This is a genomic window from Spirosoma sp. SC4-14 (genome assembly GCF_037201965.1).
In the GTDB taxonomy this organism is placed as follows: domain Bacteria; phylum Bacteroidota; class Bacteroidia; order Cytophagales; family Spirosomataceae; genus Spirosoma.
On sequence record NZ_CP147518.1, the window covers coordinates 2,312,026 to 2,331,396 of the forward strand.

The window sequence follows — 19,371 nt, forward strand, 5'->3', positions numbered from 1 at the left end:
TTCTACTGACTGATGACCAACTACTTAACTTTTAGAGCCATACTTACGTTCATGAAACGCTTTGGCTTGTTCAACCCAATTGTCGCGTTCAATTCGGCCGGGGAAGAACTCGATAATCTCATTGACCTTATCAATATCTTCTGGAGTGAAATTGGCGATCTGTCGGAAAGTATAAATGCCCAGACTATGGAGTTTACGTTCCAGAAACGGCCCAACCCCCACAATATCTTTCAAATCGTCGGCTTCCAGCGCCGACGCTCTGCCAATTCGGTCGAAGTTTAGCTCACCCGAGCGGGCGGCTATCCGGCTTAAAATCGCTGATTCTGAATTGGCTGCCGACGTTCCTGCAATTGGAGCCACAATGGCCGGTATCGGAATCACAGGGTCTTCGTCAATCAGTTCCGGCGTATCGTCCAGTGAGGTGGCAGGCAGCAATGGATCAGCATGAACAAAATGAGGTAAATCTTCCGGAGTAATGGTTTTTTGAACCGTTTTTTGCGGAATAGTACCCATAATTTTCGATCGGCGGCAATCTTCCAGTTGGGCTTCTTTATCGGCAATGGCCGTTCTGAGCGCACCAATACGCCCACTGAGTGCCAGGCGACCTAACAGCCAACCAATGAAAGCAATAAAAGCAAGTATCAGGAGTATTTCGGTAATGGCTACCGGGCGGCTAAAAGGATCTAATCCAAACATGACTTTTTAGCGTTTTCAGTTTATGGGTTTTGGCTTTGGGAATAGTATTTCCGAAAGCACTACACTTATTTCTTTTTAGCTAATTCAGTGGCTTGCCCAACCCAATTATCCCGCTGGATACGACCAGGGAAAAACTCAATAATGTCGTTTACCTGATCGATATCTTCTGCGGTGAAATTGGCAATCTGCCGAAAGGTATAAATGCCGGTGGCATGGAGTTTACGTTCCAGAAAGGGCCCAACGCCGACTATTTTTTTGAGGTCGTCGGCCTCGGCAATTGACCCGTAGCCAATCCGGCTAAAATCCAGTATGCTGGCCCGGGAACGAATTCGATCGAGAATTATCTCCTCGTCATTCAAAACAGGTTCCGAAGGGGTTTGCCGGCAATCGGCTACTTCGCGTTCAGTGCTGGCCAGATCGCCTTCTAGCTGCCTAATGAGCCGTTGCCGCGATGCATAGCCAATAATAAAGCCCAATATCAGCGTCACAACGGCCATAATCAGGTGCTGTAGCTGAGCGTCTGGTAGGTTAAGTGGGTTTAATTCGAACATGGTTGCGGGAGTTTTAACAGGTAGCCAGCACCAGGGCGATTCCCTGATTCTGACTGCCATTTAGTGAGGCTATTGAATGACGACGACCGTTACACGTCGATTGGCTTTACGACCCGAGATGGTGCTGTTATCAGCTTTAGGCTGCGTTTCGCCTTTTGCTTCCACAATAATCTGGGAAGAAGGAATCCCCGATTTGCGAAGTTTGGCTTTTACGTCGTTGGCGCGGTCGAGCGATAGACGCATGTTTACTTCATCGGGCCCTGAACTGTCTGTGTGGCCTGTGAGCTGGAGTTTTTTGTCTTTATGCTCCGACAGATACTTCGTGGCTTCTGTAAAAAATTTCTCTGTATCGGAGGTTTTAATATAGTTAGCCTCGCCGAGAGAGAAATAAAGATCAATGGGTTCGAATACTGACTTGAATTTTTCAGAAGCTGCCAGATCGGCTTCTGTGGTAGGTTCGGTGAGCGTAATGGGGGCCGGAGCCGTCACACTCGCTGATTCGGTACCCGTAGTGGAAAGTTCGGCTCCGCTAAATGCAAAAGTAAGACCTCCAAGTAGAGAATCACCTTTGGCCGTAAACGAAAGATTACGTTCTGTACCAATTGTTGTGAGCGATGCGGCCGGAATGCCCTGCTGTACCAGATATTGTTTGATGCCTTCTGCGCGGGCCAGCCCTAAATTGGTGAAGGTAGCCGTATTGGTTTCCGAAGGTGAATAATAGCCAATGATTTCTACCTTCCGGCCGGGATTGGCTTTCAGGTAGGTAATGAGCGGCTCCAGCGAACCGCCAAGGGTATTGAGGTTGGCATTGGCCCCCGATTTAGCAAAGCTAAAGTTACCGGGTAGTTCGAGCCGGAAGCGATTTCCGTCGGCAATTGTGTACCCATCGGCACCGGGTGGCGTTGTGTCTACTGTAGGTTCTGTGACAGCCGTTTCTGATGCAGGAAGGGCATCGTCGGCACATAGATGCTTTATTTTGCAGACATGCCACCAGGTAGAACCGATCATCCATAAAACCAACAGGACAATCCATGGAGTTTTGTTGGCAAACATAACGGTAGAGGTTAAGCGGGATACGTTTTAGGAGCGCCTGCCTACTGGAATACTGGGCCAAACGGTAGTCAGGCAATTGCCCAAAAATACGAGTAAGCGGTATAAATGCAAGAGCATCAGTAATTTTGATTGCTTTGCCTATTTAATAAACCAAGGAATTCATATTGGTTAATTACCCGTTAAGCACGTAAAGTGGCTTTTTCAGGTAAATTGAGTTACTATCTAATGGTTGTGGCAGGGTAGGGCGATCTCTCGTTAAATTTTACTTAATTTCCTGCCTGTGCTACCTGCAGAGCGCCAATCGGTACGGCATCTTCACCCAGTTTAGCCAGCAACACGATCGGAGCTGGATGAAAGGTTTTCATTACAAAACGAGGGAGAGCCTGACGCACAGCGGCCCGCAGCGGTTCGCCAATGAGCGAGAGGCCACCGCCAAGTACAAGGGCATCGGGATGAAACAAATGAACAACGTGCGACAAGCCAAGGGCCACAACAGAGCCTATCTGCTCAATTAGCATACGGGCAACGGGGTCGCTGGCTTCATATGCCGGATGCAGAAACCGGGCTTCGCCACCGGTCTGACCGCTTAGGTGGGCTTCCTGAACCCGCGTTTTTAGTACAGAATCAGCCGGGAGCTGAGGAAGTAAATCACGAATTTGCTTATCAACGGCCCAGCCCGAAACGGTCTGTTCGATGGTCTGGCCTGGTGAGCCAGCCTCATCAGGTGGAATAAGCCATAGGTGGCCGATTTCTGCTTCGCCGGGGGTTGTGCCATGATAAATCCGGCCATTCTGAATCATACCTCCGCCAACTCCGCTGCCCAGTGTAATATAAAACACATTGCTAAAGCCCGTTGCTACACCCCGTTTGGCTTCTCCAAGAGCGGCTACATTCGCATCGTTTTCAATTCGTATGCTTGCTGCGGGTAGTTGTTCGTGTAACCAGTCTGCCAGATTAAAACCAGCCCAGCCACCAATCTGATGCGAGGTGGCAATTCGACCGCTTTGCCAGTCGACGGGGCCGCCAAAGCCTACACCAACCGCTTTGGGTTGTTCTGAGAGTTGAGCAAGTGCCGCTTCAATTTGTGTTCGGATACCGCTGGCCCCAAGTGAGGAATCAACCGAATACCGAAAGCGTTGCTTGATTTGTCCTGTTTCATCGCTCGTAACCAGTTGTAGTTTGGTGCCGCCAATTTCAATCCCAAGAATCATGTAAAAAGTGGTTAGCAGTAGTGATTCGATGATCACCATTTAGTTTCCACGGGTTCGCTGCATAGTTGCCCGACCGAGGAAAATTTCGTCGCCTTTCAGCGATATGGTTGTATAAAAAGAATAGCCATTCCGAATATACCGCATCATCACCTGTGTTTTTTGTTCGGGGCGTGCATAGGCTTTGGTGGCGGCTATCAGAATCTGGTTGCTATTGACAATAGCCCGCACAAACGGCAGATCGCGGGTTTTGATCTGATTGGCATTGTAGGCTACCCAGGTTTTACCGCCATCGTATGAACATTCGGTGGCTTCGTTCAGATAGGTTTCCTGCCCGTTAAACAAATCGCCATGATGCTTAAATAGCCGCCAGAGTCCATGAATATAGTGTTCATAGCAGGCATAGTTACGATCGTTGCCCAGTCCCTGCAACTGCGGATCGCTGGGCGAGGGCTGATCAGGGATAAGATCGTTATGGTCGTCCCAGAACAGGATGCCATAAGCTCCAGTAAACCAGTAAAAAATGCTCATCCCTTCGGCCACAGCGGGTGGCGCAGGATGCTCGGCTTTACCGCTGTTGGGGAAATCGGCGCTTTGGGTATTGAAAACCCAGTGCCAGGCAATTCGTTTTTTAGACGATAACTTTCGGTTTACTTCCTGTTCGGCCAGCAGAGAAGCCAGCCAATGGCGGTCGCCATCGCTGGTATGATGCGCCGAATAGTCGAAGTCGGGATAGAGGTAATAGGTACCCGGCATCTGAAAATCGACATAATCTGAAAACGATTTACCCACAATGTCGTCGGGCATACCCCGCTGTTTGCTGGTAGCGGTCTGGCGGGCGGGCATGTTCCAGAGCCAGTCGGGACCAGCCGTATAATGTTCGGCTTTCGAATTTCCGAAACTGTTGTGTGGAACGGGAGCAATGGAGCCAATTTCGGTTTGGGGGCTAACGTTGGCTTTCAGCGTTTTCACCATAAACGTGTAGAGATTGGCCTGTTCCTGCTGGTTGCCTGCGCTGGTGCCTTCGTTCTCAATATCCAGAAATAGTTTGCTGAATGTGCTTTGCATCCTTCCCGGCGGGCAATCGCCGAAGCCATAGCATCCTCCGGCCAGTTCTGACGAAGCCTGAAACAGCGTATTGCGGGTAGTGCGTGCGCCTGCCGGAGTCCGATACAAAACATCGTTGGCCCGATCACTATTCCGGGCCCATTCCAGCCCAAAGGAATTGGCAAAATAAGCCTGATAAATGATGAGCGATCGCTGGCTTTGGCGCAGTGGACTTTTCCAGCCTCTTGGCGGGTCGCCATTCATCCAGATTTCAACATCGGGAATCATACGCGTTTGCTCGATAGCCGAAAAACCCCGTCGGAACAGTTTCGTACGATCCTGCCTGACATGAAGATTCCGACCCGCTCCGCAGAACGTAATGGTTTTGGTAGTGGGTAGCGTAAAATCGCCAACTACATCAATGTTATAGTACCCCTTTCGGGTTGTTGGCGTAAATTGAGCACGGGGGGTAGGGGTTATGACCGTTTGGGGCGGAACTGGCCCCTGCAAAGGCATCGCTACCGGATCGGGCGGGCCGCCGGGCATCGAATACCAGGCACCCCAGCCTGCCAGACTGGCTACCAGAAATAAGGACGCTATTTTCATAGTTGGCTTCACGACGGATAGATAGACAAACTGAACCAATTACACCCGGACAGAAAAACGACCGCCTGTTGCTATACCGCTAGAGATTGTGACAATAGCATGCCGACAGGCGAAAGTAAGGGATTTATTCGTCGATGTATCGTTTTGTAATTGGCTGATAGGAGTCGATTCGCCGATCGCGGAAGTAAGGCCAGGTGGTGCGGTATTTATCGGATAAGGCCAGATCGACTTCCTGCACATGCACAATTTCCTGATCGTGGGGGGCCAGATAAAGCAGTGAACCGAACGGATTCGTCACGAACGAACCGCCCCAGAACTGCTGATCGGCTTCGCGCCCAACGCGATTGACCGACACCACATGAACCCCGTTGGCAATGGCATGGCTGCGCTGAATGGTTTGCCAGGCGTTATACTGTTCTGTATTCTGGTTCGGATCGGGCTCGTTGGTATCCCAGCCAATAGCGGTGGGGTAGAAAAGAATCTCGGCACCCATCAGTGCTGTAATCCGGGCGGCTTCGGGATACCACTGATCCCAGCAGATCAACACACCAATTCGGGCAAATTTTGTGTCGAAAATTTTATAGCCCAGATCGCCGGGCGTGAAATAAAACTTCTCGTAATAGCCGGGGTCGTCGGGGATGTGCATCTTGCGATATTTGCCCAGATAGCTGCCATCGGCATCGAGTACTGCTGTTGTGTTGTGGTAGAGCCCCTGAGCCCGTTTTTCGAACAGCGAAGCAATGATAACGACACCCAGCTCGCCCGCCAGTTTTCCTAACCGTTCGGTAGTTGGTCCTGGAATAGCTTCGGCCAGACTGAAATTATGATGATCTTCAACATCGCAGAAGTACAACGATGTGAATAATTCCTGCAAACAAACGATCTGCGCGCCTTTTTGAGCCGCTTCTCGAACACCATCCATCGCTTTCAGAATGTTTGCTTCGACATCGGCCGAGCAACTCATCTGAACCAAACCAATATTAACTTTTTTCGACATAATCAGTAATCCAAACCAGAACGATTGGGAGTAGTAAATCAGAAAAGCCCGTTTTTATAGACGCAAAATTAGAATCTTTATGCACGGCAGTAACTAAGGCAACAAAACTCTTATCGGGCGGGTTCGACAAAAAATTGCAGTTTATAGCCTGATGTCTGTAAGTTTGGTATTCTAACAGGCTAACCATAAATCCATTAACCATGACTACCCGCAGAAGCTTCCTGCATACGGTTGCGTTGACCGGCGCAGCCACCACTATTTTGCCCAATGCCCTCTGGGGGGCTACGCGCCCCGCTAAAGACAAACTTGGTGTGGCATTGGTTGGTTTAGGCTACTACAGCACCGATCTGCTGGCTCCGGCTCTGCAAAAAACAAAAAATTGTTATCTGGCAGGTATCGTAACCGGCACGCCCGCCAAGGCCGAGAAATGGAAAAAGCAGTACAACATTCCTGATAAGAATATTTATTCGTATCAGACGTTCGACCAGATTGCCAATAATCCCGACATCGATGTGGTGTATGTGGTATTGCCGCCATCGATGCACGAGGAGTATGTGATTCGGGCAGCCAAGGCTGGTAAGCACGTTTGGGTCGAAAAACCAATGGCCGTAACGGCTAAAGAATGCCAGAATATGATCGATGCCTGCGCGAAAAATAAACGGTCGCTGGCAGTAGGGTACCGGCTGCATCATGAACCCAATACGCAGGAATACGTCAAAGTTCTACGCAGTGGCGGTATTGGTAAGGTGCAGATGGTGAGTTGCTCGGCTGCATATTACGATGCCCGCACTGATCACTGGAAGCAGAAAAAAGAAATGGGTGGGGGTGTCATGTACGACATGGGTGTTTATGTGATCCAGGGCGCCCGGCTGGCCACTGGCGAAGAACCTATTGCCCTTACGGCCCAGCAGTATACAACCCGGCCTGAGGTCTATAAAAATGGGCTCGACGAAACCAGCATGGTTCAGCTCGTTTTTCCGAGCGGAGCGCGGGCTGCGCTACAAACCAGCTATGGCATGAACATGAACTATCTGGATGTGACCGGTTCAAAAGGCCGACTGCGCATGGAGCCTTATTCGGCTTATAATGGCCAGAAAGGGAGCTGGCCCGGCGGTGTAATCGAACATTCCTACGAAGTGCCCTGGCAACAGACCAAGCAAATGGACGATGATGCCGAAGCGATTCTGAATAATAAACCAATGCTGGTGCCGGGCGAAGAGGGCCTGCGTGATATTCGGATTGTCGAAGCCATCTATCAGGCCGCTCACAGCGGACGGGAAGTAAAACTTAGCTAAAAAACAGGCATCTGCTACGGTCGCCAGCGGATGCCTAAGTCCTTTGTCCATTAGGTTTTTATAGAAATATATATTTTAGTTGTATTGGTTTGCAGTTTAATGTATAGTATATAAAGTCGGCAGTCGGGGTTGTACAGTCGAGCGCTTTTCGCTTATTTCGCTTGTCAACCCCGTCGTCGTATGCAACCCTCCGACTTTACAAAACTTCCTGCCCAGCAGCAACTCGATACTTTATATTTTGCTGGCGATATTCTGGCTAATCGATACGAAGGTGATGCAATCTTTCTGCTCTACAATCTTCGCGACTTTTACGTCGAACTTCGCTACGACGCCTATAACAATCAGCTTCATGAAGTAACGGCTTTCCGGAATACCGACCGGCTGGAACCATATCTGCCTTACCTGGCCTGATTGCCAACAATAGTTTCATTGAAAAGCTCCAGGAGTTGGCCGTTACTACTCAAATAAGTTGCATATAAAATTCTTTCATTCATCCGTTTGACCGTCATTTTCGGAAGAAAGTAGTAGTAACGTCGGTTTAGGGTCTGGCCACTTTTGAAGGTTTTAATGTATTCGTCGTAGACCTTAATGGGCGTATTCCCCACAACGGTATAGCCTATGATTCGGGCTTTTCGACCTCGTTTCAGGCTATGCCCTACAAAATAACTTACCAGATTACGGAGCGAATCTTCGCGGTTCTCAATCTGTGCTTTTAATGCAGAAGGGGCGATTTTTCCCTGGGCGCTGGCTGGTATATAGGTTAGTAGATAAAACAGGAGAAGGATAAAGCTGGTTTGTGCGAATCTATTCATAAGGATCAGCGGAGATAAGTAGCGCAATAATAATACATTGCACTATTCGACGTATGTTAAATAAAGCGGCAGAAAAATTTGAATAGTATTTGGAAATGAGCATTATTGTGCCGTCCTTCGCTTAAATTTTAATAAACAATGCAAACAGGAACAGTAAAATTCTTTAATGAGACCAAAGGGTTTGGTTTCATTGTACCCGATGCCGGTGGTGAAGATATCTTTGTACACGCTTCTGGCCTCATTGATCAAATCCGTGAAAACGACAAAGTGAAATTCAATGTCGAACGCGGAAAGAAAGGCTTAAACGCCGTGAATGTCGAAATAGCTTAATTGTAAGATATAAAGACAACCGTTGTAAAAACATGCCTTATGGCATGTTTTTTTTTGCCCTGTCGGTTCCAGAGACCATTTTTGCGTTAGATTACTAGTCAACCGCATGTCTCAATTCGCATCCAATCAACCCGCACGGAACACCAGCGCAGCACCGGTTCGGGAAAATACCATCGAGCAACGGATCGCTGCACAGCTCGGGCTCAGCAGTCGGTCTGTAGCAGCCACCATCGAACTACTGACAGGGGGCGCTACGGTGCCATTTATTGCCCGTTACCGAAAAGAAGCTACTGGGCAGCTCGATGAATTACAAATTGGCCAAATCAAAGACGCTCATCAGAAAATGCTGGAGCTCGACAAGCGCCGGGATGCTATTCTGAAAGCTATTGACGAACAGGGGAAATTAACCGATGACCTCCGACGAAAACTAGCAGCAACCGATTCGCTGACCGAACTGGAGGATTTGTATTTACCGTATAAACAAAAGCGGAAAACACGGGCTACGCTGGCCATCGAACGTGGGCTGGAACCGCTGGCCAATCTGATCATGTTGCAGCGGGAAACAAATCTGGATCGGTCGGCTCAACGTTATCTGACCGATGTCGTCCCAACCATCGATGACGCCCTGCAGGGTGCCCGCGATATTCTGGCCGAACGAATTAGTGAAGATGCCGACGCTCGCCAACGAATTCGGAACCTGTTCGACCGCGAAGCCATTATTCGCTCGGTTGTGAAAAAAAACAAAGAAACCGAAGGGGTAAAATATAAGGACTACTTCGATTTTGCCGAGCCGCTTCGGCGCGTGCCTTCGCACCGGTTACTGGCATTGCGTAGGGGAGAAACGGAGGGTTTTTTGTCGGTTAGCATCAGCCCCGATGAAGAGGCTGCTATCGAACGGCTGGAACGGCAGTTTATCGGGCGATATTCGGGTTCGGCAGCCTGTAGCGAACAGCTTTCGCTGGCCATTCGGGATGGCTACAAACGGTTGCTGAAACCATCGCTCGAAACAGAATTCGATAATCTCTCCAAAGCGAAAGCCGACGCCGAAGCCATCAGGATTTTTGCTGACAACCTGCGGCAGTTATTGCTTAGCCCTCCACTTGGCCCTCAGCGTGTGCTGGCCATTGATCCTGGCTACCGGACGGGCTGCAAAACTGTTTGCATTGATGCACAGGGTAATCTGTTGATCGATACAGTACTCTACCTGTTTCAGTCGGAAAACCAGAAACAGCAGGCTGCTCAGACCGTTCGGAAACTGGTCGAACAATACAACATAGACACGATCGCTATCGGGAATGGTACGGCTGGCCGCGAAACCGAAGAGTTTATTCAAAGCCTTGCTCTGGGCAAACCTATCTTCATGGTAAGCGAACAGGGCGCATCGGTATATTCGGCTTCTGAAGTGGCCCGCGAAGAATTTCCAGATCGCGACGTAACCGTTCGGGGGGCAGTCAGCATTGGTCGCCGACTTGTAGACCCGCTGGCGGAACTGGTTAAGATTGATCCGAAATCCATCGGTGTGGGGCAGTATCAGCACGACGTCGATCAGACCGATCTCAAAAACAGTCTGGATACCGTAGTGGAAAGTTGTGTGAACCAGGTTGGTGTTTCGCTGAACACGGCCAGCGCCTATCTGCTGCGGTATGTGTCGGGGCTGGGGCCTCAGCTTGCCGGAAACATTGTTAGCTTCAGAGCCCAGAATGGAGCGTTCACCTCACGCGATCAGCTCAAAAAAGTACCGCGTCTGGGACCCAAAGCGTTTGAGCAGTGCGCAGGTTTTTTACGTATCGAAGGTGCCGAAAACCCACTCGACAACAGTGCCGTACATCCCGAACGGTATGCGGTGGTGGAGCGAATGGCTAAAGACATCAAAGCAACAGTTGCCGACCTGATTCGTAAGCCCGAACTGCGCAAACAAATCCAACCCGAGCGATATGTGACCGATTCGGTGGGCTTGCCGACGCTGCGCGATATTCTGGCCGAACTCGAAAAGCCGGGCCGTGACCCGCGCGAGCGGCTTTCGGTATTCGAATACGATGCCCGTATTCGTTCGGTCGAAGATCTACACGAAGGAATGGTGCTGAATGGCGTTGTCACAAACATTACGGCCTTTGGTGCTTTTGTTGATATTGGTGTCAAGCAGGATGGGCTCGTACACGTTTCGCAACTGGCCAATCATTTCGTTTCTGACCCTAAAACTGTGGTGAAGGTGTACCAGAAAGTAAAAGTTAAAGTGCTGGAAGTGGATACGAGACGCAAACGGATTGCGTTATCTATGAAAATTTGATAGTTTGCACCAGTCAGATTTTTCTCGGTTACAAAACAGTTGACGATCTGACTGGTGAAACCCTAATCCCATCCGTATGCAACAATGCTGGTCGCGGGACTTATGGCGTCCCGTTCTACTTAGCGCTTGCCTGCTATCGCTGCTTAGTTCCTGTGAGGTTTTGCGTTCGTCAGGGCCTTCTCATTCGGTTAGTCGTCGTTCTCCTGCATCGAGTTCCGTAGCGCGTCGGTCGTCATCGACCCGGTCTACCAATCGTTCGCCAACTGGTTCGGCAAAAGCAGCCGGTAAGGTAGTCGATACCCGAACCTACGAAAATCGGTATGTGCCCGAAGTGGTAAAAATTGCCCGAACCTATACCGGAACGCCTTATCGAACAGGTGGTAATACAACCTCTGGTATCGATTGTTCGGGTTTGGTATATGCCGTGTTCAATACAGTTGGTCTGCGGATGCCGCGTGTTTCCTGGCAGCAGTCGGAAGTAGGTCGTGAAGTGGAAGTGAATGAGATTCAGCCCGGCGATCTGATTTTCTTTGTACCCGATAAGGGGCAGGCGGGCTATGTGTCGCATACGGGCATTGTTACGGAGGTGAACGGCGCCAACAACATCCGATTTATCCATGCTTCCTCGTCGCGGGGTGTGCGCGAAGACAATTTGTATTCCGATTATTTCAAAGGTCGGTTTGTGAAGGCATTACGACCCTTCTGAAGATATCGCAACTAGGGTGAGCACTTAGCCGCAGTTACAGACAAAAAAAAGCCGCAGTTCGAACTGCGGCTTTTGTCATAGCGATTAGATAGTTGGTTGAGCGCTAAGTATGAGTTCTTCCCAAAAAGTGCGGTCTCGATTCTTCAATTTCATTTCGAGGCTAAGGGCCTCATTGCGTGTGTCAAACTGTTGTTTAAACTTCACTTCCCAAGGTTTACCGTCGGCCGTAACAGGGTTTGTTTTGGCGTTGTGTTGCCATAACGCGATTTTCAGATCTTTCGTCTGCCCAATGAAATACTGATCGGTCGAGGGGCTATAAATAATATAAACGGTATGCATACGTTGTCGTAGACTATAATCAAAGCTACATAATTGTTAACAGAAAACAAATATTGTTTTAGGTAACGAACCTTCTGCTTCAAATCCTTAAATTTTTTCGGACAGGCGTTTGTGCCCTACAAAATTTTTATTCATCTTTGCACCCACAAAACGCAAACGAGCGTTTTGACGGGGGTATAGCTCAGTTGGCTAGAGCGCTACAATGGCATTGTAGAGGCCGTCGGTTCGAATCCGACTATCTCCACTCAATATGATTTTTTTAAGACGAGGCCGCTGTAATTTAGAACAGTGGCTTTTTGTTTGTACCATTCTTTAGTTCAGCGTATTAAATGACTTTTCGGTTGACATAATAAAGATAGGCTATCTCCCAATCAAAAAAGGTCCCGGCTAAACTTTGTTCAGCCGGGACCTTTTTTGATTGGGAGAAAAAGAATCTTATTGATCAAGCATCTCGGCGTCGGCCAGGATGTAGTTCAGTTCGTAAATATTGTCGGCATTGAGTTTAAGCGTACCCCGGAACGTCCGGCGTTCGTCGGTCTTAAATTTCTTGCCCGCTTTCTTGAATTTGAGCGATACAACCGACTCCGGGCCAGCGCCACCGCAGAAGAAACAGGCACTATACGGAAAAGCCGATAGCACATACAGGTTCGATTCCAGATCGACGGGTAGCACATAGCCGGTTAGTTCTACCGTTTTGCCGTTGAGTTTTTGAACACCCTGTCCAAACGTTGGATACAGCATGTATACCGATTCTTCGGCATACCACTTCTTTTTGAAAGTAACATCGCGCAGGACCTCCCACGACAATTTGACTGGTTCAGCCGCTGCAGAGACAACTGGTGGAACAGTTCCGTGGTTCGGGACGAACGACGTCTGCGGACGGAACGAGAAGGCAGCAAAGCTGGCAACAAGCAGAACAACGAGAATGCGATTCATGGCGTTGGGCACAGTATGTGACAAGTGTGAGGTAAAACTACGAAATTTACTACATTTACTCAATCTTTTAGCTTCGTTCATACTAACTGTGTCTGAACTACTCAACGATAACACAAAAAACGACCAGGCAATTCCCTTTCGGTTCACTCGCCTGTATGTAACGTTGTTTTTGATTCTGGGTATTCTCTTAACCGGAAGCGAGATTCTGACGCAGTGGCGGCTAAACTCTGTGCAGGATGAACTGTGGATCATTCGTTATACGGCCCTTCAGCGGCATCAGAGCCAGCAAATTGTGAAGCAGGCGTTGCAGGTAATGGATGTGAAAGAGCGCGATAACTTTTACCTGAATCGCGACGAGCTACGCCAGATCTTCAGGACCTTCGAGCGCTACCATCTTCAAAGCCGGAGCGGGCAGGTGAAGGTGCATAACGTGAATATTCCGAATTCGCCAATCGTGCAGCGGTTGTACGACGAAATAGCTCCCGAATTCGACGCATTCCGGCGGAGTGTTGGCCACCTCATAACCCTGAAAAGTCCCGAAGAAATCAACAATTCCGACGCTCAGGCGAGTCTGGAACTATTGCTGGCAAACGAAAAACCCTTTCTGGAAGAAATAGATGCCATTGTTCGGCATCTGACGGGCGAACTCCGTTATCAGCTTAGTGTGCTCGAATCCATTGAGTTTTATATCTATCTCGTTTCTATCATCGTTTTAGCAGGAATAGGGGTGCTGATTTTCAGACCGGCCACCCGGCGTCTAAAACAAACCATCGAACAACTTGTTGAGGCCGAGCAGCAGGCCAGCATTGCTAACCGCGAGTTGCTCAGTGTAAATAAATCGCTGAACGAAACGCGGCAAAAACTATTCGAAGCCACTCGTTTACAATACAAGCAGGAAATCGACGATCAGAAACTTCGGACCTCATATCTGATGGCAGGGCAGGAGGACGAACGGAAACGCTTATCGCGGGAACTGCACGATGGGTTAGGGCAGATGCTGACAGCGATTAAGTTGCAGATCGAGGGGCTGGAGGCTAACTTAAAACGGAGTGCGCCAGAACCCGATAATGCAAACTGGGCTGCACAGTCGAAAAGTATCGGTAACCTGAAAAAATTAGTTACGCAAACCATTCAGGAAACGCGTACTATTTCAAACAACCTGATGCCGACGGTATTAAGTGATTTTGGTATTGTTCCGGCTATTAAAATGCTGGCCGAAAACGACCGTAGCGATTCGCTGGATGTTACATTCGAATCGAACCTAACCATAGACGATGGGCGTTTAGATAAAAATGTGGAAATAATGCTTTACCGGATTACGCAGGAGGCCATCAGCAATGCGGTGCGACATGCGCATCCGTCGCATATTCATATTGAGTTGATTGCGCGCGAAAAATACATTCATCTTGTTGTTACTGATGATGGCAGAGGCTTTCGGCTGGCCAACCAGCGGTCGGCTGTTCCGAGGCCTTCTAAAAATGGGCGTGCTCCTTCGCAGGGCTTACACAACATGCAGGAGCGTGCCAAATTACTCAATGGTAAATTAAAAATTAGTTCAGTACCCGGAAAGGGTACCAAAGTTCAGGTAAGTATTCCCTATCAGATGCAATCCGTTCATTATGATGCCAATTAAATTAATGTTAGTGGACGACCACTCAATTGTCCGCGATGGAATTCGGCTTTTGCTGGAACAGGCCGAAGGGCTCGAAATTATCGATGAAGCCAATGATGGCGAAGAGGCTCTCGAAAAACTAAAATCGCATCAGCCCGATGTTGTTCTGATGGATATTTCACTGCCGGGGATGTCGGGGATTCAGACCACACAGGTAATTACCCGGTTGTATAAGAGCGTTCGGGTGTTGATGCTGTCGATGCATAATAACGAAGACTATATTCTTCGCTCGGTAGAAGCAGGAGCTTATGGCTATATTCTGAAAGATTCGTCGTCTGACGAAATGATCAAGGCGATTCGAATGATTGCCGCAGGTGAAAAATATTATAGCTCACCAGTAGCCTCCATCATTCTGAGCGGGTATATGCAACAACTGAAAAAAGGCAGCAAGCAGGGGCGTGAGGTTCAGCCATCGCGTTTGTCGAATAAGGAAAAAGAAATTCTGCAATTTCTGGTCGATGGCATGAGTAGCCGCGAAATTGCCGAACGGCTTCAGCTTAGCGTTCGGACGGTCGATAACCACCGAGCCAATATGATGCGCCGGTTACAGGTTCGGAATGCTGCCGAACTGGTTCGGATTGCTGTTGAAGAAAAACTGATTTAAGTTCGCAATAGTACTGCTATCGAAGAACGTAATTGCAGAGACGTTGCCTGATAAAAGACCATAGTCTGATTGTTCCAGATTAGCTGGCTACGCATTGTGAACTTCGAAAATCTTTTCTACGTTTGCTTCGTAAAACCGGTGTAACACGCCGGTTTTTCCATTTTGACTTTACTAGATAAAGTATATAGAGTTAATAATATAAACCTTTTGCACTATGTCACTTCGCTTAGGAGATATTGCCCCTGATTTTGAGGCCGACACAACCCAGGGCCACATCCATTTTCATGAATGGCTCGGTAATTCATGGGGTATGCTGTTTTCACATCCGGCCGATTTTACGCCCGTTTGTACGACAGAATTAGGCAAGACAGCCCTGCTGAAAGATGAGTTCGGAAAACGGAATGTAAAAGTGATTGCCGTATCGGTCGACGATCTGGATTCGCACAATCGCTGGACGCCCGATATTAAAGACGTTACGGGTGTTGAGGTGAATTTCCCGATCATTGCCGATCCCGATCGGACTGTCGCTACGCTCTACGACATGATTCACCCTAATGCCAGCGAAAAAGCAACGGTTCGTTCGGTATTTGTGATTGGGCCCGATAAGAAAATCAAACTGACGCTGACCTATCCGGCTTCAACAGGTCGTAATTTCAACGAACTGCTGCGGGTAATCGATTCACTGCAACTGACAGCCGATTATCAGGTTGCTACGCCAGCCGACTGGAAAGACGGCGAAGATGTGATTGTTACGCCAGCCGTGTCGAACGACCAACTGGAAACGAAATTCCCGAAAGGAGTAACGTTCGTAAAACCGTACCTGCGTACGACGCCCCAGCCGAACAAATAGTCAGCAGACCTAAAAGGTTTTTAAAAACCTTTTAGGTCTATTCCCTCAAAAGCCCCTAATTACTTGGTCATAAACTGAACAAAGGTTTTCAACAGCCAGTTAAGGCTTCTGTAATAAACCAATTAATCAACGTTATGGCAAAGAATCAAAATCCAGAACACACAGAAGGCCCCGTTGCAAGTGCAATTGAGGAGCAAACGGCCAAACTGCCATCCGACATTTTTCTATGGTCGGCACTTGGCTCAATGGCCGTATCGTTATTTTTACAGTACCAGGGCTCAAAAAACCGCAGCTTGTTTGTCGGCCAATGGGCCGCTCCATTCCTGCTTCTGGGGCTATACAACAAAATCGTCAAGCTCGAAGGACACGATTGAGCAAATCGGTTCAACAGCCTAATAAGAGGCTCTCCGCACTATGCGGAGAGCTTTTTTTGTGTATACTATTCGCCCATAAAGCTGTATTTTCGGCTCAAAAAGTAACGAGTGCTTCATGAAAACCCGCGTTCTGGCCAACATTATTTTTCGGCGATACGGTCTCTGGATTTCGGCCTTTATGGTATTGGCAGTTGGCTATTGGGTATTTAGAGCTTACCGCCACGACGATATGGACTGGCGCTTTGTACGGGCCTTCGGTATTCGGTTACCCATGCGCTACGGCATTCATGGTATCGACGTGTCGCGCCATAACGACCGAATCGACTGGAAGCGCGTTCGGGCAATGGAGGCCGATGGTGTTCGGCTGCAGTTCGTTTTTGTGAAAGCAACCGAAGGGGCTACCATGGCCGATAAGCATTTCGACAAGAACTGGCGGGAAGCAAAAAAGTCGAACCTGCGCCGGGGTGCCTATCATTTTTACCATCCAACCCGCGACCCGCTGAAGCAGGCCCGTAACTTTATCAGCCATGTTGACCTATCGCCCGGCGATTTTGCACCCGTGGTCGATTTTGAGGTAACCAACGGCCAATCCGACGAGACCATTATTGACGGGCTGCGGCTCTGGCTCCAGACGGTGGAGGAGCATTATGAGGCCCGGCCAATCATCTACACCAACGGGAATCTCTACAAGCGCTACATTAAAGGCCACCTGGACGATTACCCGCTCTGGATAGCCGATTACTCCACAAAGCACCTGCGTGCCTACGACCCCGACAATCTGTATCTCTGGCAGCATAACCAGAACGGTTGGGTACAGGGCATTCGTGGTCAGGTCGATTTCAACGTCTTCGTCATGGACGAAAACCGGATGAAGGAGATTTGTTTGTAAGTTTTCGGTATTCGGTTTTCGGTGGCTGGCGCAATAAGGGAGATGAAAAGGGCTGAATCGGTCCCTTGAGCGATGACGAGGAAAAGTATGGCGCTTGATGACGTTGTCAATTGCCATCGAATGCTCGCTGAGCAAAATACAAAAACTGAGTACGGAAAATCAGTACTAAATGCCGAAGGCATGACAGAATTATAGACAAGGACAGACTTCCATCTTTCAGAACTCTGAAGGAGTGACATGATAGGTTGATTATGCCACTCCTTCGGAGTTCTGAAAGGAAATGCTCTATAATTAGGTCGCCCTTTCAGGGTTAAAACCGTTTATTAAAAAGCCCGTTAACAACCCACCGAAAACTAAATACCGAAAACCTCTATTTCGCCTTCCGTATGTAGAAAACAAAGCCGTTTTCTTCGCCAGTTTTTTTGATGTCGGGAAGCGAATCGAGGGCGGTATGCGTGTCTACGTTTTTCTTGATGAACCAAACGTCTTTGTCGATTTTACCGCGTAGCAGCCAGTTATCGTCATAATAGTTCGGATTCGTAACGGGCGGCTTCTGCGTGTAGAAGAAAGGTCCGTAGCTGCGGTAGCCATAGGCTTTCACGTAGACGTCTTTCCCCTGTGCCCGCTCGAAAAAGCGCATGGCCGCGTCCTGCGAAATGCCTTCGATCCGGCCGATGAAGAACCAGAGCGTGAGCGTAATAAAAATGGCCATGCCCCCAAACAGCAGCAGCGTTGCCTGTGCAATCTGGTGTCGGTTATACCACATAATGCTCAGCGTCAGAACAATCAATAGCCATATGCCCGGCAGCACTTCCCAGCCCGTCCAGTTGATTTTGGCATCCAGATTCGCCTGCGTAAACGCATCCTGATCGGCTACTGATTTAACCAGATCCATCCGATGCGCCAGAATGGGTAAGCCAATAGTGGCCAGCACATACAAACCACCTACCACAATCAGCCCCGCCCGGAACCAGTTGTTAAACCGGAATTTGTTGGTTTCCATATGGATAAGCGTCAGCGCACCCAGATACGTCAGCGGGAAGTAGCACATGGACGAATAATGAACAATTTTGGACTGTACAATGCTGAACAGAATCAGCACCACCCAGAACAAAATGATCATCCAACGGCGAAATTCGCGCTGGTAGTTTCGTTCGATCATGAGCTGACCAAACGCCCTAATGGCAAAAATAGACGCCGGAAAACAGCCAACCAGCAGGATAATAAAATGGTAGGCCGGAAAACCCGAATGACCCGCGTCGGGCGTGCTGAACAGCCGGAAGTTATATTTTAGGAATTCGGTAATGAATACCGGGCCATGCAGAAATGTTTCGAGGCCATACCAGGCTACCGAAACCAGCGTAGCCGCTACCGAATAGAACAGAAACTGAAGGGGGGTAATAAACCAGCGGAAACGGCTCAGTATCCAGTAAACGAAGAGCGTAAGGCAGACAATCAGATAAGCGACCGGCCCTTTGGTGTTGATACCCATTCCCAAGACAAACCCGCCAATAAACAGATAACCCCACACAGAGCGGGGCAACAGCAGGTTGCTGGCGGTGCCTTCGCGTTTCCAGGAGGCAAAAATCAGGTTTACTAACCCAACAAAAATGAACAGGTTAAAGAATGGATCGATAATGCCCGACCGGAAATATAAATGAGGAGTAACCGAGCCCAGATAGACCAGCGCCCAGAGAATACCAAACCGATGACCGTGTAGTTTAGCGCCCAGATTGTAGAGGTAAATGAGCGTAATGATACCACATATAGCATTGGGTAGCCGGGCCGCAAACTCATTGGTACCAAAAATAGTCATCATCAGCGACTGACACCAGAAGAAGAAAGGCGGCTTCTCATAAAATGGTTTAAAGTCGACGTGTACGCGCAGATAATCGCCTAAGGCCACCATTTCGCGGGAGCATTCGGCAAAGTTGATTTCGTCCCAGTCGAACAGCCTGACCCCACCCAGAAAAGGAATAAACAGTAAAGCACCAACTATTGCGAAAAGGAGCGAATAAAACAGTTTTTGGTTCATAGGCAATGCAAAAAGCCCTGTTCAACACCAGTGAACAGGGCTGCAAAAGTAAGGAAAAATGTTTGAGGCAGCACCCTCGTCGGA

At 48.8% G+C, this 19,371-nt stretch carries 20 protein-coding genes and 1 tRNA gene; 11 read left to right on the forward strand and 10 right to left on the reverse strand.

The genetic code is table 11. The features are described 5' to 3' along the window. Positions 1-24: 24 nt before the first annotated feature. The 6 genes from WBJ53_RS09390 to WBJ53_RS09415 form a co-directional block, all read right to left on the reverse strand. Entirely contained in the window at positions 25-696 is a 672-nt protein-coding gene (locus WBJ53_RS09390) for a hypothetical protein (RefSeq protein WP_338875831.1), read from the reverse strand. A gap of 65 nt (positions 697-761) precedes the next feature. After that, entirely contained in the window at positions 762-1,247 is a 486-nt protein-coding gene (locus tag WBJ53_RS09395; RefSeq protein WP_338875832.1) for a hypothetical protein, read from the reverse strand. 69 nt (positions 1,248-1,316) lie between these two features. Then, positions 1,317-2,300: an OmpA family protein gene (locus WBJ53_RS09400; RefSeq protein WP_338875833.1), complete on the reverse strand. Its 984-nt coding sequence runs from the start codon at positions 2,298-2,300 to the stop codon at positions 1,317-1,319. A gap of 266 nt (positions 2,301-2,566) precedes the next feature. Then, entirely contained in the window at positions 2,567-3,511 is a 945-nt protein-coding gene (locus WBJ53_RS09405) for an ROK family protein (protein ID WP_338875834.1), read from the reverse strand. 39 nt (positions 3,512-3,550) lie between these two features. Further along, on the reverse strand, positions 3,551-5,161 hold the full coding sequence (locus tag WBJ53_RS09410) for a hypothetical protein (RefSeq protein ID WP_338875835.1): 1,611 nt from the start codon (positions 5,159-5,161) through the stop codon (positions 3,551-3,553). Between the two features lie 124 nt (positions 5,162-5,285). After that, the gene (locus tag WBJ53_RS09415) at positions 5,286-6,158 is read right to left on the reverse strand and encodes a carbon-nitrogen hydrolase (RefSeq protein WP_338875836.1); all 873 of its coding nucleotides are present in this window, start codon (positions 6,156-6,158) and stop codon (positions 5,286-5,288) included. Between the two features lie 200 nt (positions 6,159-6,358). Here WBJ53_RS09415 and WBJ53_RS09420 point away from each other — a divergent pair, with 200 nt between their 5' ends. Together WBJ53_RS09420 and WBJ53_RS09425 are read left to right on the forward strand one after the other, a co-directional pair. Then, positions 6,359-7,453: a Gfo/Idh/MocA family oxidoreductase gene (locus WBJ53_RS09420; protein WP_338875837.1), complete on the forward strand. Its 1,095-nt coding sequence runs from the start codon at positions 6,359-6,361 to the stop codon at positions 7,451-7,453. A 180-nt stretch (positions 7,454-7,633) separates the two neighbouring features. Continuing rightward, the gene (locus WBJ53_RS09425; RefSeq protein WP_338875838.1) at positions 7,634-7,864 is read left to right on the forward strand and encodes a hypothetical protein; all 231 of its coding nucleotides are present in this window, start codon (positions 7,634-7,636) and stop codon (positions 7,862-7,864) included. On the opposite strand, the gene WBJ53_RS09430 is transcribed toward WBJ53_RS09425, so the two are convergent. Continuing rightward, complete coding sequence (locus WBJ53_RS09430; RefSeq protein ID WP_338875839.1) at positions 7,852-8,265, reverse strand: hypothetical protein; 414 nt, start codon at positions 8,263-8,265, stop codon at positions 7,852-7,854. The two genes, WBJ53_RS09425 and WBJ53_RS09430, sit on opposite strands and share 13 nt — an antisense overlap. 138 nt (positions 8,266-8,403) lie before the next feature. Between WBJ53_RS09430 and WBJ53_RS09435 the strand changes: the two genes are divergently transcribed. From WBJ53_RS09435 to WBJ53_RS09445, 3 genes are all read left to right on the forward strand, one after another. Beyond that, positions 8,404-8,595 carry a cold shock domain-containing protein gene (locus tag WBJ53_RS09435; protein WP_338875840.1) on the forward strand — a complete coding sequence of 64 codons (192 nt, stop codon included), beginning with the start codon at positions 8,404-8,406 and terminating at the stop codon, positions 8,593-8,595. Between the two features lie 106 nt (positions 8,596-8,701). Then, the gene (locus WBJ53_RS09440) at positions 8,702-10,882 is read left to right on the forward strand and encodes a Tex family protein (protein WP_338875841.1); all 2,181 of its coding nucleotides are present in this window, start codon (positions 8,702-8,704) and stop codon (positions 10,880-10,882) included. Between the two features lie 76 nt (positions 10,883-10,958). Further along, entirely contained in the window at positions 10,959-11,588 is a 630-nt protein-coding gene (locus WBJ53_RS09445) for a C40 family peptidase (protein WP_338875842.1), read from the forward strand. 84 nt (positions 11,589-11,672) lie between these two features. On the opposite strand, the gene WBJ53_RS09450 is transcribed toward WBJ53_RS09445, so the two are convergent. Continuing rightward, positions 11,673-11,927 carry a GIY-YIG nuclease family protein gene (locus tag WBJ53_RS09450; RefSeq protein WP_338875843.1) on the reverse strand — a complete coding sequence of 85 codons (255 nt, stop codon included), beginning with the start codon at positions 11,925-11,927 and terminating at the stop codon, positions 11,673-11,675. Positions 11,928-12,097: 170 nt separating this feature from the next. On the opposite strand from WBJ53_RS09450, the gene WBJ53_RS09455 reads away from it, so the two are divergent. Then, positions 12,098-12,171: transfer RNA gene (locus tag WBJ53_RS09455), tRNA-Ala, on the forward strand. Positions 12,172-12,362: 191 nt separating this feature from the next. Here WBJ53_RS09455 and WBJ53_RS09460 read toward each other — a convergent pair. Further along, positions 12,363-12,863, reverse strand: a complete 501-nt coding sequence (locus WBJ53_RS09460; RefSeq protein WP_338875844.1) for a DUF3299 domain-containing protein — start codon at positions 12,861-12,863, stop codon at positions 12,363-12,365. Between the two features lie 88 nt (positions 12,864-12,951). On the opposite strand from WBJ53_RS09460, the gene WBJ53_RS09465 reads away from it, so the two are divergent. The 5 genes from WBJ53_RS09465 (at position 12,952) to WBJ53_RS09485 (ending at position 17,252) form a co-directional block, all read left to right on the forward strand. Next, positions 12,952-14,496, forward strand: coding sequence for a sensor histidine kinase (locus WBJ53_RS09465; RefSeq protein ID WP_338875845.1), 1,545 nt, complete (start codon positions 12,952-12,954; stop codon positions 14,494-14,496). Between the two features lie 4 nt (positions 14,497-14,500). After that, entirely contained in the window at positions 14,501-15,139 is a 639-nt protein-coding gene (locus WBJ53_RS09470; RefSeq protein ID WP_338877173.1) for a response regulator transcription factor, read from the forward strand. 214 nt (positions 15,140-15,353) lie between these two features. Next, positions 15,354-15,989: a peroxiredoxin gene (locus WBJ53_RS09475; protein WP_338875846.1), complete on the forward strand. Its 636-nt coding sequence runs from the start codon at positions 15,354-15,356 to the stop codon at positions 15,987-15,989. Between the two features lie 134 nt (positions 15,990-16,123). After that, complete coding sequence (locus WBJ53_RS09480; RefSeq protein ID WP_338875847.1) at positions 16,124-16,363, forward strand: hypothetical protein; 240 nt, start codon at positions 16,124-16,126, stop codon at positions 16,361-16,363. Between the two features lie 115 nt (positions 16,364-16,478). Beyond that, positions 16,479-17,252: a GH25 family lysozyme gene (locus WBJ53_RS09485; RefSeq protein WP_338875848.1), complete on the forward strand. Its 774-nt coding sequence runs from the start codon at positions 16,479-16,481 to the stop codon at positions 17,250-17,252. Positions 17,253-17,622: 370 nt separating this feature from the next. Here WBJ53_RS09485 and WBJ53_RS09490 read toward each other — a convergent pair whose 3' ends face one another. After that, the gene (locus WBJ53_RS09490; RefSeq protein ID WP_338875849.1) at positions 17,623-19,287 is read right to left on the reverse strand and encodes a glycosyltransferase family 39 protein; all 1,665 of its coding nucleotides are present in this window, start codon (positions 19,285-19,287) and stop codon (positions 17,623-17,625) included. Positions 19,288-19,371: the final 84 nt, after the last annotated feature.

What these genes read in the sequence shown, in the direction of transcription:
- WBJ53_RS09390 (WP_338875831.1), bottom strand. Translation starts at nt 696, where the DNA reads ATGTTTGGATTAGATCCTTTTAGCCGCCCGGTAGCCATTACCGAAATA.
- WBJ53_RS09395 (WP_338875832.1), bottom strand. Translation starts at nt 1,247, where the DNA reads ATGTTCGAATTAAACCCACTTAACCTACCAGACGCTCAGCTACAGCAC.
- WBJ53_RS09400 (WP_338875833.1), bottom strand. Translation starts at nt 2,300, where the DNA reads ATGTTTGCCAACAAAACTCCATGGATTGTCCTGTTGGTTTTATGGATG.
- WBJ53_RS09405 (WP_338875834.1), bottom strand. Translation starts at nt 3,511, where the DNA reads ATGATTCTTGGGATTGAAATTGGCGGCACCAAACTACAACTGGTTACG.
- WBJ53_RS09410 (WP_338875835.1), bottom strand. Translation starts at nt 5,161, where the DNA reads ATGAAAATAGCGTCCTTATTTCTGGTAGCCAGTCTGGCAGGCTGGGGT.
- WBJ53_RS09415 (WP_338875836.1), bottom strand. Translation starts at nt 6,158, where the DNA reads ATGTCGAAAAAAGTTAATATTGGTTTGGTTCAGATGAGTTGCTCGGCC.
- WBJ53_RS09420 (WP_338875837.1), top strand. Translation starts at nt 6,359, where the DNA reads ATGACTACCCGCAGAAGCTTCCTGCATACGGTTGCGTTGACCGGCGCA.
- WBJ53_RS09425 (WP_338875838.1), top strand. Translation starts at nt 7,634, where the DNA reads ATGCAACCCTCCGACTTTACAAAACTTCCTGCCCAGCAGCAACTCGAT.
- WBJ53_RS09430 (WP_338875839.1), bottom strand. Translation starts at nt 8,265, where the DNA reads ATGAATAGATTCGCACAAACCAGCTTTATCCTTCTCCTGTTTTATCTA.
- WBJ53_RS09435 (WP_338875840.1), top strand. Translation starts at nt 8,404, where the DNA reads ATGCAAACAGGAACAGTAAAATTCTTTAATGAGACCAAAGGGTTTGGT.
- WBJ53_RS09440 (WP_338875841.1), top strand. Translation starts at nt 8,702, where the DNA reads ATGTCTCAATTCGCATCCAATCAACCCGCACGGAACACCAGCGCAGCA.
- WBJ53_RS09445 (WP_338875842.1), top strand. Translation starts at nt 10,959, where the DNA reads ATGCAACAATGCTGGTCGCGGGACTTATGGCGTCCCGTTCTACTTAGC.
- WBJ53_RS09450 (WP_338875843.1), bottom strand. Translation starts at nt 11,927, where the DNA reads ATGCATACCGTTTATATTATTTATAGCCCCTCGACCGATCAGTATTTC.
- WBJ53_RS09460 (WP_338875844.1), bottom strand. Translation starts at nt 12,863, where the DNA reads ATGAATCGCATTCTCGTTGTTCTGCTTGTTGCCAGCTTTGCTGCCTTC.
- WBJ53_RS09470 (WP_338877173.1), top strand. Translation starts at nt 14,501, where the DNA reads ATGTTAGTGGACGACCACTCAATTGTCCGCGATGGAATTCGGCTTTTG.
- WBJ53_RS09475 (WP_338875846.1), top strand. Translation starts at nt 15,354, where the DNA reads ATGTCACTTCGCTTAGGAGATATTGCCCCTGATTTTGAGGCCGACACA.
- WBJ53_RS09480 (WP_338875847.1), top strand. Translation starts at nt 16,124, where the DNA reads ATGGCAAAGAATCAAAATCCAGAACACACAGAAGGCCCCGTTGCAAGT.
- WBJ53_RS09485 (WP_338875848.1), top strand. Translation starts at nt 16,479, where the DNA reads ATGAAAACCCGCGTTCTGGCCAACATTATTTTTCGGCGATACGGTCTC.
- WBJ53_RS09490 (WP_338875849.1), bottom strand. Translation starts at nt 19,287, where the DNA reads ATGAACCAAAAACTGTTTTATTCGCTCCTTTTCGCAATAGTTGGTGCT.